We start from the raw sequence: 13,453 nt of genomic DNA, 5'->3' as shown, positions 1-13,453 counted from the left end.
GTCGTCGGCGCCGACTCCGGCAGCACCACCACGTCGCCATCCACGCTGCCGGACAGCGCGTTGGGCAGCAGGTGCTCGTCGCTTGCCACGGCCATGGCGTGGGTAGCGATCGGCGCGCACGCGTTGAGCCATTGCAGCTTCGCTGCTCCGCGGCGTGCGAACACTTCGCGACAGCGCTCGCGCTCGGCGCAATCCTGGCGCGACTGGCAGGGCGCCGCACACACGCCGGAGATCAGGCAGATACCACGGGCGCAGTCGCCTTCGGTCTCGCAGCGCTCGAGCGCCGCAGAGCCGCCACCCCGGCTGCCGCAGCCAAGTGGCAGCGGCGCCAGGTCTTCGCTGACCCCCTCATCCAAGCTTGCCCTGCATACGCCCGTCTGGCAGTCGGCGTCGGCAAGGCAAGGGCGAGCAGCCTGGGAGCAGGCGCCAAGAAGCAACGCGAGCACTGTCGGAAAGCCGACCGAGCTTGTGATCCGTGCCACTTGCCCTGCGGCACGGGAGTTTTTGTCGCTCATCCTCGCGGGTTACGCCGAAAGCTGCGCCACCCCAGCAAGACGAGCACGATCAGCCAGCACGACCCCGGCGTGCTCGAGCCCGGCCAGGCAGCGCTGCAAAGCGCGCCCCCGGCAATGCCCACGTTCGGCGGAGGCGGCCCGGGAGTCGGATCCAGGGGCCCCAACGGCGGCGTTCCAGGATCTACCGGCGGCATGCCCGACGGTGGCTCCAGGGGATCCAGGTAATCGGGGTCGCCGTCGCCGTCGATATCACCCCGCCCCTCGACCTGATCCAGGAGCCCGTCCCCATCCGAATCGGTGTCGAGCCAGTTGGGCGTGCCATCGCGGTCCACGTCCTGGTTGGGTCCGCCGCTGAGCATGACGCCGTCGCGGTACTCGGTCGCCGTCGGCAGCGTGTCCTCGTCGTCGTCGGGATCGAGGTAGTTGGGAACCCCGTCGGAGTCGGTGTCCGCCGGCACCGGTCCGGTGCCGATGCGAAGCTCCATCGACGTGGGCAGGCTGTCGGCGTCGTCGTCCGGATCGCGGTAGTCGGGCACGCTATCCGAGTCGTTGTCGGGAAGCGACGCGGGGCTGCCGCCCTCGCTGGCATCGAAGCCGTCGTCGAGACCGTCGCCGTCCGCATCGAGACCCAACAGCATCACGTCCGCTATCCCGTCCGCGTTGGCATCGTGGCCCTCGATCGCGTCGAGCACTTCATCGCCGTCCCCGTCGATAGCCTGGTAATCGGCTGTGTCGTCGTGGTCGCTGTCCGGAATCGGCAAGCGCTGGCCGCCGCTGTCGGGATCCACGAGATCCGCGAGACCGTCGCCGTCCGCATCCGCGAAGTCGTCGACCTGCCCGTTGGCGTCGGCGTCCAGCCCCTCGGCTTCGACGAGGTCGCTGATGCCGTCGTTGTCCGAATCCAGGTCAAGCAAGTCCGGGGAACCCAGCCCGTCGGTGTTCGTGGGCTCCCTGGTCATCGTGTTGTTGGGATCGACGTCGTTCGCGTCGAACACCGAAAGCAGGCCGTCCCGATCTTGATCGAGAGGCTGGTCGACCCTTCCGTCGCCGTCTGCGTCGAGCGCGCCCGAGCCGTTCTCCCACAGGTCGGGTATGCCATCGTTGTCCGAGTCGAGGTCGAGGTGGTTTTGCACGTCGTCTTCGTCCGCGTCGCGATCGTTGCCCGGATCGCCGTCGAGGAAATCGGGCGCCGCATATTCGACTTTGGTCAGCACGCCGTCGTTGTCGTCGTCGACATCGAGGTAGTCCGGTGCGGTGTCTCCGTCGCTGTCTCGGCACGCCAGCGGAGTCAGCGGAAACACGCCGGGGCACTCCACCACATCGGGTATTCCGTCGCCGTCGCTATCGAGCGGACCGAAGTTGGGATCGAGGTAGTCGAGAATGCCGTTGCCGTCCTTGTCCAGGCCACCTGCGATCTCCGTGAGATCGTCGAGTCCGTCTCCGTCCGAGTTGACGTCGTACCAGTTGCGCAGCACATCGGCGTCGACGTCGGTCGGATCGGCGGCGGGCCCCGTGTAGCTCATCGCGTCCTGGACCTCGTCGGCGGTTGCACGCCCGTCGGCGTCGTCGTCGGGGTCACGGTAGTTCGCGAGCGCGTCGCCGTCGGTATCGGGCAAGGGCGCACGCACGCCCAGGACTCCGGAGCAATCGGTGGCGGTCGCGCAGTCGGGGTCGTACGCATCGTCCAGACCGTCCCCGTCGCTGTCGGCGTTGGCAGGCCCCACCTGCTGCACGCCGTTGAAGTCGGTGTCGTGGCCCTCCACCAGATCGAGCAGCCCATCCCCGTCCGAATCGATGTCCAGGTAATCGGGGCTGCCGTCCGCGTCGGAGGCCACGCAGCCGGCCACCAGCCGGCATTCCGCACGGGTCGGTATCCCGTCCGCGTCGTCGTCCACGTCCCGGTAGTCCACCTTGCCATCCGCGTCCAGATCGGGCATGGCCGCCTTCGAGCCCAGCCGGCCGCCGCATGCAGCCGCGTCGGCACAGTCGGGATCGAACAAATCGTCGAGTCCATCCGCATCGCTGTCGATGTTGCTCGGCAAGGGGGCGGCTCCGCTGGCATCCGTGTCACGTGATTCGATCCGATCGGCCACCGCGTCGGCGTCCGAGTCGGGCGATCGATAGTCTGGCAGCCCGTCGCCGTCGGTGTCGGTCAGCGCCAGCGCACCGGAGCCGGTCAAGCTGTCGGCCAGACCGTTGCCGTCGCTGTCGGGCAATGCGCTGCCGGGCAATGCGCCGTCGGGCCGCCCGTTGCCGTCCGTGTCCACTCCGCCCGCCTCGTGTGTGTCCGTCACGCCATCCGCGTCTGCATCCAGGTCGAGGAAGTCAGGGGCGGAAAGGCCGTCGGTGTTCGGCAGCGGCAAGGCCATGGCCTCGAGCGCGTCCGCGTAGCCGTTGCGATTGGCGTCCGCGAAGCCGTCGATGACCCCATCCCGGTTGGCGCCATCTTCACCCCCCGCCTCGATCACATCGGCCAGCCCGTCACCGTCTGCGTCGAGGTCGATCTGGTTTGCCACCCCGTCCTGGTCGAAGTCCACGTTGAGCGGAAGCGTGTCGCAGATGCCGTCGCCCCCGGTGTCGGGGCAGACGACGGAGCTGGGATCCTGGAAGTCCTGGACGCCGTCCATGTCGCTGTCGAGGCTCAGGTCCTGGCCATCGTGCTCTGCCGTGTCGAGGATCCCGTCGTTGTCGTCGTCCACGTCGACATCGTCGTGAACCCCGTCTCGATCGCTATCCGGGAAGCGGCAAACCCGATCGGGTGTGCAGATCTGGGTGCCGCGGCAGTCGGCCGTGACCAAACAGGCGACGCACACGGCCGAGCCCGGATCGCAAATGGGAGTCGGCGGCGTGCCTGCACAGTCGCTGTTGCTCGAGCAACCGAGCACGCACAGCCCGGCCGGCGAGCACTCGGCGCCCGTACCGGGGCAGTCCCCGGCGACCACGCACTGCCGGCATGCGGGACCCGCCGGCAACGCGGTGTTGCAGGCCGGTGCGGCTGCAGTGCAACCGTTGTCGATGGAGCCCGCGGCAGCCGAGTCCTCGCATGGCACGCAGGCATGGCTCGCAGCGCTCGTATCGCATGCCGGTTGGGCCGCGGAGCAGCCGAGGTCTTGACCGCCGACCGTGTCGTTTAGACAGACCACGCAAACGCGACTGCCGCCGGAAGTGTCGCAGAGCGGCGCGCTAGCGTCGCAGCCCGAATCGATCGAGGCGCCTGTCATGTCGTCCAGGCAGGTCACGCACTGGCCGGCGCTCGTATCGCATACGGGCGTGCCGGGGCTTGCCGCACAATGGGTGTCGCTCGTACACGCCATGGTGCAGACGAACCCGGCACCGCAAACCGCCCCCGATGGGCAATGACCATCCACGAGGCATCCGCGGCATACCGGCGCTGCGCCGCTCTCGTCGCAAACGGGGAGTGCGCTGGCACAGCCCTGATCGATGCCGCTGCCGGCAGCCGTATCCGCACACGGCACGCACGCGCCGCCGCTGCAGATGCCGCTCGGGCAGTCCCCATTCACCAGACACCCGACGCATACGGGCGCGACCTCCGAGGTGTCGCACACGGGCGCCCCCGCGGCACAACCGCTGTCGGTCGCACCCGCGGGCGCGTCATCGACGCAGGCCACACAGGCAGGCGCCGAAAGCCCATCGCAGACCGTGCCACCCGTACTGCAGCTGCTGCCGGCGGGCCGGACCGTGTTCGCGCAGGACGCGGCCGTGCAAGCGTCCGCGGTGCACTCGTTCGCGTCGTCGCACGCTGCACACAGGGCGCCGCCCTGACCGCAGGCGGCCGCGGCGTCCCCCGCCTGGCAGGTCGAGCCGTCCCAGCAGCCCGCGCAGCAGGTCAGCGTCGCAGCCGGTCCGCGGCAGATTCCGCTGGCGCCGGCGTGCGTGGTGCACGGGTCGCCCTCGGACAACGCCAGGCACTGCACCACATCGAAACCGGCGCTGTCGCTGGCTGTCAGCGTGCCCGCGGTTACCGTGGCGCTGGCGGTGTAGCCCGAACCGGGAACCAGGCCATCGATCGCCTCGGCGGGACACGACCAGACGCCCGCCGTCACCACGGCCGTGCAGCCGGCGCTGTAACCGCCCGGGCCCGTGACCGTGACGCTGACGCTTGCGCCATCTGGCACGCCGGTCGTGGTGCCCGATGCCGTGGTGGCTTCCAGCTGAACGACGCCGCTCGGCGCACCGATGGCGATCGTAGGCGGCGGACAGGAGCTCGAAACCGGGGGCGCGCCTATCTGCTGGAAACCGCCGCCGCCGCCAGCGCCGGAACCACCGGGCGCGTTGCCGCCCATGCCGCCGCCCACGTCGATGCTCGCCATGATGCTCATCGTGGGGTGCGCGAGCACCACAAACCCGCCGCCGCCGCCGCCACCGCCGCCGTCCAGGGGCTCCTGCGAAGAGCCGCCGTCGCCGCCGGTCGCGCGAATCGTGAGCCCCAACAGATCCTCGCTCTCGGTGTGAACGAAGAGGCTTCCGCCGCCGCCGCCACCGCCGCCGCCCTCCTGCGGTTGAAGGCCGCCGTCGTCCCCGTCGGCGCTGATCACACCGCTGCCGGTAAGGCTCACCGCCCGCAGGTAGATGATGCCGCCGCCGGCCTGTCCGCTGACGGCCTCGCGCACGGCCGGGTCGTCGAGCGAGCCGGAGCCGCCACCGCCCCCGAACAAGATGCGGTCCACGTCCTGGTAGCCCTCGCCGCCGCGGGCGCGGTCGGCATCCGGTCCGGGTCCGACGCCTACACCAACAGCGCCGGGCCCACCGGGGGCGGCCCCGCCGCCACCGCCACCGCCGGCATCGCTCGCGCCCATGGCTGCGGTACCCCCGGCGTTTCCAGGCGCGCCCTGACCTTCCGAGCTGCCAAACAGCGCGACCGGGCCCACCACGAGCCCTCCCGCTCGGCTCCACAGACGGCTCGGCGAACCTGCGTTGCCCTCCCCCTTGACTGCTGCGGTGGGCGTGTTCGTTTCGGTCCCGACCATGCCCGGCGGAATGGTCGGCGCGCCACCGCGAAACCCGAGACCGGTTACGTCGATCGCTCCGTTGACCGTCAGCGTCCCGCTCACGTCCACGGCCACGATGCCGCCGGTGCGCCCGTTCCAGGGCTCGGCGGTCAGCACCCCGCCGGGTTGTTCGATGCTGAGGTTGTTGAACCTTGGAACACGCACGACCTGGTAGCGACGGTAGCCGCGGCCCGTGCCGTCGCCGTTGTCGACCACGGCGTCGTGCGACACGTAACGATGTCGGGTCGGCTCGCGCAGCGGCAATACCCCTGCCATGACGGGCCCGTCCGCTACGTTGAACTCGTAGTCGCCCGCGATGGCCTCGGCGTTGTCGAGCACGCCGGCCCGGTCCGAACCGCCGGGGCCGTCGCCGTAGGCGCCGCCCACCATGGCTTCGCCGCCCGTCTGGATCTCGGCACCCTGGATCTGGACGATCAGGACCAGGTCGCCGGCACCGAGCGCGGGACCACCTGCCATGGCCGACGCGTCCACGGCAATGCTCCGGCTGCCCGCCGCGGTGTCGCCAAGACCGGCCTCGGGCCCTGGGTAGTACGTGTTGAGCACGGCTCGCGATGTGACCGTCTGGTCGGCAGCGCTCGGCAGACAGGCCGTCTGCCCGCTCGCCCGGACACTCGAGAGCGCGAATGCGCCGGCTACCAAGCTCAGAACGCAGCCCGAGCTGAGACGCGAGTGGCCCGGGCGGCCGGCACGAGACGGGAAACGGGAGGCGGGAGAGGGGAGACGGGAGGTGGGAGAGGGGAGACGGGAGACGGGAGACGAGAACGCGGCCGGTTGCGCGGGCGGATGGGGCGATTGGCCCGAAGGCTGGTGACCGATGCGGGCTTGTCCGTGTGTGTCCATGAGGCGCCTCACTCGATGATGCCGCTATGGGGGCGGGCCTTGGCTTGCGGGACACCCGCAGTCGTCTCGACGATCGTGAACTCCACGCGGCGGTTTTGCGCGTGCTCCGAGAGGGTTCGCGCGCCCGGGATGACCGGCCGATCGGGCCCATAGCCCTTGATCTCGAGCCGCGATGGATCGACCGAGCCGCGCCTGGTCAAGAAGTCGACGACCGCTTGGGCCCGGCGAAGGGACAGGTCGAGGTTGTACTCGTAGCGGCCCCGCGAATCGGTGTGTCCTTCCACACGCACGCGGGTAATCTCCGGGTGGTTGTTGAGCACCCGTGCCACGTTGCGCAGCAGCGGGAAGCTGCGCGGCCGAACCGCAGCGCGGTTGGTTCGGAAGTACACCCGCTCCAGGATCTCCAGCCGCTCGGCTCGGAGCCGCACCCGTTGCCTCGCCCGACAGCCGTGGTTTTCCACGGTGCCGGGCTCGTCCGGGCAGTTATCGAGCCTGTCGACTACGCTGTCGCCGTCCCGGTCCCTGTCCGGACAGCCACGGTTTTCGACCGGGCCTGGCTTATCTGGACAGGTGTCGGCCTGATCCAGCACTCCGTCGCCGTCGTTGTCCGGCTCGGGACAGCCGTCGCTGTCCTCGAAACCGTCTTTGTCCTCCGATTGGTCCACGCACTTGTCGAGATTGTCTCTGATGCCGTCGCCGTCCTGGTCCCCGTACTCGTCGGGACAACCGTCGTCGTCCTCGAGACCGTTGACGTTCTCCGGCACCGCCGCACACTTGTCGTCCGGGTCCATGATACCGTCGCCGTCGCTGTCAACGACAGGGGGAGCCGGCGGCTCCACAGGCTCCGGCGGCGGGGGGGCCTTGCGAGGCAAGCGATAACCCAGTTGGCCTACCACGCGCACGTCGGGAGAGCCGAGGCCGCGGCTGAGCCCGGGCCCGGCAACGGCACCCAAGGTCACACCCGAAGCATGCTGGTACTTCAACCCGAAGACCGCCTCGAGCGCCGTGGTCTCCCGGCCAAAGCTCTCTTCGAGCTGAGTGCTTCCGTAGATCTGCGCGACCAGGTCTAGATGCGTTTCGCGATCCACGGCCTTGCCGAACATCGGCACGCCGAAGCCCAGTCCGAAGCTCAGCTCGTCCGAGAACAACATGTTGCTGCTCGGATCCGACGCGTTCTTGCGAATACGGCCACCCACATTGAGCACCATGCGCGCGGGACCGGGCCGCAGCTCCAGCAGCAGCTCCGGCGCCAACGAAACGCCCTCATCGCCGCGCAGGCGCTGCTCGCCAGCGCTCGGGAAAGTCGCCACGACCTGCAGCGCGAGGGCAGCAGCGTCCTGCGCCTCCCCCGCGAGTCGCACGCGCAGGCCCGCGTATGCGTCGGCCAGACCTTCACCGTCCGCCGCGAGCTGCACGCCGAGCGCAGCCAAATCGCCAACCGCATCGCCGCGCTGCACAAACACCACCGGTAGACCCACCGACAGCACCAACCGGTCCAGGACACCCAAGCTGATACCCAAGGTCCCGTTGAGCTGGTGCTCCACGACGCGCGCGATCTCGCTGCTGGGGTCGCCGAGGTTGGCTTCGACAACGAGCGGGTCGTTCGCGTAGTCCACGTGTACCTGGACACCCAAACCGGGATCGCCCAGCGCGCTCGGCCGGCTCAGGTGGAAATCATCCTCCGGTGTCTCCGCGGCACTGAAGCGGTTTAGCGTAGCCGAGGATTGCGCCAGGCCGGACGAAGCGATCAAACAACCAAGCAACGTGTAGCCCGCTATCCAGAACGAACGCACGCCATAGCCTCCAGAATCGTTCATGGAACTGCCGCCCGCGACATACAGATGGCCAAGAGGGTAGCTCAATCGCGTGGCCCCCTGCCAGCCCGTCCGAGAGAATCTGGCGCTCTCCGACCCCGTGACCGTAAGCTACAGCCCTCGTCGCCCGCAAGGAGCGCGGCCCCTGAACGCGGAGAAGGCGGTCCAGGCGGAACAGCACTGCTCGGCCGGCTCCGAGTGCAACCTTGACTGCAATGCAGTTGCCGGACCGTGCGTCCAGCACTGCGGGAGCCAAGCGAACTGCGACATCGACTGCCACGGTCCCGGCAACTGCCTGCAACGGTGCAACGCAGGCGAGAGCTGCTCGCTCGACTGCCGCACTCCAGGAAGTTGCACGCTTCAATGCCTGGGCGGTGCGCGCTGCACTGCCTACAATTGCGGCGGCGCCAACTGCAACCTGCAATGCGACGGGCAGGTTCGCGACTGCGGCGGCGGCTTGCTGGTGTGCAACCGCAGCTGCCCCGACGACTGACCGGCCGCGCAGGTTGGATGCGATCGCTGGCGCGCCCGGAGAAAAACCGCCACCGCGCTTGCTATCCGTGGTCTTCCGACTCGGCGTGCAATGTCTGAGCGATCAGAAACGCCACCTCCAGCGCTTGGCTTGGGTTCAGCCTCGGATCGCAGGCGGTTTCGTAGGAACGCCCGAGGTCTTCCTCGCTGATTTGCACTGCCCCGCCGACGCACTCGGTGACGTTTTCTCCGGTCATCTCGAAGTGCACTCCGCCGAGCCTCGAATCGGCCTGGCAGTGCAGAGCGAACGTCTGCTCGAGCTCCGAGAAGATGGCTTCGACGCGACGGGTCTTGCGGCCTGCGACGGTCTCCGTGTTGCCGTGCATGGGGTCGCAGCTCCACAGCACAGGTTGGTCGGTCGTACGCACGGCCCGGATCAGCTCCGGCAAGTGCTGTGCCACGCCCTCGGCACCGAAGCGGCTGATGAGCGTGATGCGACCCGCTTCGCGCCCTGGATTGAGCCGTTCGAGCAGGCCGAGCACATGCTCGGGTTGCATTTTGGGTCCTACTTTGACCGCGACGGGATTGCCTAGCCCGCGCAGGTACTCCACGTGGGCTCCATCCAGATCACCGGTACGGTAGCCCACCCACAGCAGGTGGGCGCCCAGGTTCATGACGCCATGCGCGGAGGTCTCACGCGTCAGCGCCTCTTCGTACGGGAGCAGCAACGCTTCATGGGAGGTGTAGATCTCGATGCGCTTGAGCGCTTCGGTCGACGCTCCGACCGTGTCCATGAGCGCCACGGCGTCCATGATCGCGTTGACTATGCGCCTGTAGGTTTGCCTACGCGGACTGCGCTCGATAAACGCCAGATCCCACCGGCGCGGGTCGTGAAGGTCTGCAAAGCCCCCTTCGATCAGAGCTCGGATGTAGTTCAAGCTCGCTGCAGCGTGGTGGTATCCATGCAGGATGCGCTCTGGGTCGGGCCGGCGCGCCTGGGGCGTGGCTTGCAGGCCGTTGATCAAGTCCCCCCGGTACGATGGCAGTTCTTGACCCGCGAGCTGTTCGGTGGCTGCGCTGCGCGGCTTTGCGTACTGGCCGGCCAGCCGGCCGATGCGCAGCACCGGCCTCCGGGTGGCATGAGTCAGCACCAGGCTCATTTGCAGCAGCATCTTGAGCCTGGCTTGGAGCGACTCCGCCGTGCAGTCGTCGAACGTCTCGGCGCAGTCACCACCATGCAACACGAAACGCTCGCCCCGTGCGGCTTCTGCGAGCCTGTGGCGCAGCCGCACGACCTCGCCTGGTGCCACCAGGGGAGGTTTGCTGCTTAGTTTCTGCACACAGCGAGCGAACTCCTCGGCGTCCGGATACATGGGCTGCTGCTTGGCCACTCGTTGCCGCCAGCTGGTCGTGGACCAAGCGTCTGCGGGAGGCACTGGGGAGAGCGCTACGTGTGTTGGGTTTTCGGACATCGCGGCTCGTGTCCATAGCAGGCTTGCCGGCAAAGACCAACCGGAAGTCCCCCCTGGCGGCTTTGACCCGCAGCGGTCATGGCTCGCGGGCGCGATCCAGGCCTGCCCGCAGATCTTCCCGCAAGTCGCTTTCGGCCTCCAGGCCCACCGACACCCGCACCAGGCCTTCGTCGATCCCCAAGCGCGCCCGAAGGGCAGGCGGGAGCCCAGCGTGGGTCATGCTTGCCGGGTGCTCGATCAAGGACTCGACGCCGCCGAGGCTCTCCGCGCACGCCAGCAGCTCGAGCGCCCCCAGAAGGCGGTCGGCCGCGGTTCGGCCTCCACCCAGCACGAAGCTCAGCATGCCCCCGGGCGCCTTCATCTGCTCGGCCGCAAGCGTGTGCTGGGGGTGATCCGCGAGGCCCGGATAGATGACCTTGTCCACGCCTGGTTGCGCGCTCAGCCAACGGGCCAGCCGCGTGGCATTGCCGCAATGGCGCTCGATTCGAACGGGCAGCGTCTTGAGGCCCCTGAGGACCAGGAAGCAGTCAAAGGGAGAGGGTACGGCGCCGAGCGACTTTTGCAGAAACCGCAGCCGCTGGTGCAGCTGCGCGTCATGGGTCACCACCACTCCGCCTACCGAATCGCTGTGGCCGTTCAGGTACTTGGTCGTGGAGTGCACGACCACGTCGGCCCCTAGCGCCAGGGGTCGCTGAAGCACAGGTGTAGCAAAGGTGTTGTCCACACACAGCAGCGCCCCGTGGGCTCGAGCCACGGCGCTCACGGCGGCGATGTCTACGACCCTGAGCAGGGGGTTGGTCGGCGTTTCGGTCCAGACGAGGCGGGTCTCGGGCCGCAGCGCATCGTGCAGGGAGCCAAGGCTCGTCAGGTCGACCCAGGTCGTCTCGATGCCGTAGTTGCGGAAGACGTGCTCTAGCAGCCGAAATGTGCCTCCGTAGACATCGTCGCAGGCCACCACGTGCGATCCAGGCTCGAGCGTTTGCATCACGCTTGCGGCGGCTGCGCAGCCGGAGGCGAAGGCCAGGGCATGCGTCCCGCCCTCGAGCGCGGCCACGCACTGCTCGAGCATGCGGCGCGTGGGGTTGTCGCTGCGCGAGTAGTCGAAGCCCTTGTGCCTTCCCGGAGCCTCCTGGGCAAAGGTCGTGGACAGCGAGATCGGGGGTATCACCGCTCCGGTCTGAGGGTCGTGCGGTTGCCCGGCATGAAGCGCGAGGGTCTCGATTTGGGCAAAGCGTGGATTCATGCGCGTAGCCTACCTTCATCGCGCTCGTTTCACAGCAGCGAGGGCTGGCTCCATGCCGGCTCCAAACCGTGACTGGCTTCCCGGCGACTTTCGAGCAGAATAGCCGCCCTATGGGCCTCCCCAGCGAAGACGAGATCCGCGCCTTGCTCGAGAGCGATCCTGCGCGTCTGCGAGGGATCCTCGTTGGCGCGCATGCCGAAGACGTAGCCGAAGTGTTGGGCGAGCTGAGCGACGAGCAGGCGCTGGCGTTGATGCGGCAGCTGCCGGTCGAGACGGCGGCCGAGGTGCTGCACCGGCTTCCCGACGAGCTGCAGAGCGGCATTCTGGGTGGCCTTCACACCGATCACGCGGCCGATCTCATGGTGGAGATGGCTCCTGACGACCGAGCCGACGTGGTGCAGGAGCTGCCGTCGCCCTTGCGTGATGAGATCCTGAGCCATCTCGACCTGAACGAGCCAGAGGTTGCCCGCGACCTGAGGACGTTGAGCGCGCACGAGCCGGAGACCGCCGGCGGCCTCATGACGACCGAATACGTCGCCTTGTCCTCCGAGCTGCGGGCACGCGACGCGCTTGACGAGCTGCGCCGCCTCGGACGCGAGCAAGACGTCGAAATGCTCTACTACGTGTACGCGATCGCGCAGGACGGGCGACTGACGGGGGTACTGTCGCTCAGGGAGTTGATCCTGGCCGATCCGGGACAGCGGATCTCGGAGGCCATGACGAGGAAGCTGGTCACGGTTGCGCCCGAGACCGACCAGGAAGACGTGGCCAACACGATGGCGCGTTACGATTACACGGCGTTGCCGGTGGTCGATGCCCGGGGCTGCATGCTCGGCGTAGTCACGGTCGACGATGTGGTGGACGTGGTCATCGAGGAGGCCACGGAGGACGCACAGAAGATGGGCGCTGTCGAGCCCATCAGCGATCGCTACCTCGACACCGGAATCCTCAAATTCGTGCGCAAGCGTATTACGTGGCTGGCCCTGCTTTTCGTGGGTGAGCTCTTGACCGCGTCGGTGATGGAGACCTACGAGGGCGACCTCGCCGTTCTGCTCGACCTGGCCATCTTCATCCCGCTGATCATCTCCTCGGGGGGCAATTCGGGCTCCCAGTCCTCCTCCCTGATCATCCGCGCACTGGCCCTCGACGAGATCGGACCAGCTGACTGGCTGCGGATCCTGTGGCGCGAGCTGTCGATCGGCTTGATGCTCGGCGCGCTGCTGGCCGCTGTCGGCTTCATTCGCGCCTACTTCTTGATGGCCTCGGCGAACGCGCTCACCATGGGCGTTACGGTCGCATCCAGCATTCTGGCCGTCGTGAGCATCGGGTCGCTCACGGGCTCGCTGCTGCCTTTGGCCATCAAGCGACTGGGTGGTGATCCCGCGGTGTCGTCGACGCCGTTCGTAGCGTCGCTGGTCGACGTGATCGGCCTCGTGGTCTATTTCAGCGCCGCACGCCTCTTTTTCTCGATCGTGCTGTGAAAAAGCTCCGCCGACGGGACCAGCACGCTTCGTTATCCTGCCGGTCCGGACGCAGAACCGACCCCATGAGGGTGCGCGCTAGCAGCGGCTGCGATGGTCCGCTGGGCGCTGCTCGGATCGGAGGGCGGGTCGCTGTCGCGCATTGGCAACTAGCTAAGGCGAGCGACCTGCCCGCTCAAGCGCGAGATGTAGCGCGAGCCGGTCTTGCGGTGGTACACCCCCTTGGAGACCGCCCGATCGATATGCCTCGCAGCCAGGGCCAGAGCCGCATTCGCCCCCTCCGCATCCCGCTCGCCGATCGCCGCCCGCACCCGCTTGATGCTGCCGCGAACGGTCGCCCGAATGTGCTTATTGCGCAGCGTGCGCTTCAGGGTCTGACGTATTCGCTTTTTCGCCGAACGGTGGTTTGCCACTCGTGCTCTCCGGTATTCTGGGCTACCCGAAGGCGCGCCGCTTGAGCGAGCAAACGACGACAACGCTGGCTACCTGTCGAACCAGGGCTTGTCAAGCAAACCGATCCTGACAGGAAAAACAGGTTGGACAATGGGCCCGCGGTGAACCCACGGCATGACGCCGGCGCCTCCTGG

The 13,453-nt window shown here is 68.0% G+C and carries 8 protein-coding genes; 2 read left to right on the top strand and 6 right to left on the bottom strand.

Annotation, left to right across the window (positions count from 1 at the left end):
• The 3 genes from MJD61_07005 to MJD61_06995 form a co-directional block, all read right to left on the bottom strand.
• The coding region (locus MJD61_07005; protein MCG8555024.1) for a hypothetical protein at nt 1–515 on the bottom strand (515 nt) is incomplete at its 3' end.
• Nucleotides 512–6,184: a hypothetical protein gene (locus MJD61_07000; GenBank protein ID MCG8555023.1), complete on the bottom strand. Its 5,673-nt coding sequence runs from the start codon at nt 6,182–6,184 to the stop codon at nt 512–514. The genes MJD61_07000 and MJD61_07005, both read right to left, overlap by 4 nt.
• 209 nt (nt 6,185–6,393) lie before the next feature.
• Nucleotides 6,394–8,202 (bottom strand): OmpA family protein, encoded by a 1,809-nt coding sequence (locus tag MJD61_06995; GenBank protein ID MCG8555022.1) that lies wholly within the window; start codon nt 8,200–8,202, stop codon nt 6,394–6,396.
• A gap of 49 nt (nt 8,203–8,251) precedes the next feature.
• Here MJD61_06995 and MJD61_06990 point away from each other — a divergent pair, with 49 nt between their 5' ends.
• Nucleotides 8,252–8,692: a hypothetical protein gene (locus MJD61_06990; GenBank protein MCG8555021.1), complete on the top strand. Its 441-nt coding sequence runs from the start codon at nt 8,252–8,254 to the stop codon at nt 8,690–8,692.
• 61 nt (nt 8,693–8,753) lie between these two features.
• On the opposite strand, the gene MJD61_06985 is transcribed toward MJD61_06990, so the two are convergent.
• Together MJD61_06985 and MJD61_06980 are read right to left on the bottom strand one after the other, a co-directional pair.
• Nucleotides 8,754–10,142, bottom strand: a complete 1,389-nt coding sequence (locus tag MJD61_06985) for a 3-deoxy-7-phosphoheptulonate synthase (protein MCG8555020.1) — start codon at nt 10,140–10,142, stop codon at nt 8,754–8,756.
• Between the two features lie 76 nt (nt 10,143–10,218).
• Nucleotides 10,219–11,385: a PLP-dependent aspartate aminotransferase family protein gene (locus MJD61_06980; GenBank protein MCG8555019.1), complete on the bottom strand. Its 1,167-nt coding sequence runs from the start codon at nt 11,383–11,385 to the stop codon at nt 10,219–10,221.
• A gap of 110 nt (nt 11,386–11,495) precedes the next feature.
• On the opposite strand from MJD61_06980, the gene mgtE reads away from it, so the two are divergent.
• Entirely contained in the window at nt 11,496–12,866 is a 1,371-nt protein-coding gene (mgtE, locus tag MJD61_06975) for a magnesium transporter (protein MCG8555018.1), read from the top strand.
• Between the two features lie 149 nt (nt 12,867–13,015).
• Here mgtE and rpsT read toward each other — a convergent pair whose 3' ends face one another.
• A complete protein-coding gene (gene rpsT / locus MJD61_06970; protein MCG8555017.1) occupies nt 13,016–13,279 on the bottom strand; it encodes a 30S ribosomal protein S20 in 264 nt (87 codons plus the stop codon).
• Nucleotides 13,280–13,453 lie beyond the last annotated feature (174 nt).

This window comes from Pseudomonadota bacterium (assembly GCA_022361155.1).
Classification (GTDB): domain Bacteria; phylum Myxococcota_A; class Polyangia; order Polyangiales; family JAKSBK01; genus JAKSBK01.
Note: the sequence above shows the minus strand (reverse complement) of the source record. Positions and strands in the feature narration are given on the sequence as shown.

Coding starts and splice junctions, on each gene's coding strand:
- mgtE (MCG8555018.1), top strand. CDS start 11,496: ATGGGCCTCCCCAGCGAAGACGAGATCCGCGCCTTGCTCGAGAGCGAT.
- MJD61_06980 (MCG8555019.1), bottom strand. CDS start 11,385: ATGAATCCACGCTTTGCCCAAATCGAGACCCTCGCGCTTCATGCCGGG.
- MJD61_06985 (MCG8555020.1), bottom strand. CDS start 10,142: ATGTCCGAAAACCCAACACACGTAGCGCTCTCCCCAGTGCCTCCCGCA.
- MJD61_06995 (MCG8555022.1), bottom strand. CDS start 8,202: ATGAACGATTCTGGAGGCTATGGCGTGCGTTCGTTCTGGATAGCGGGC.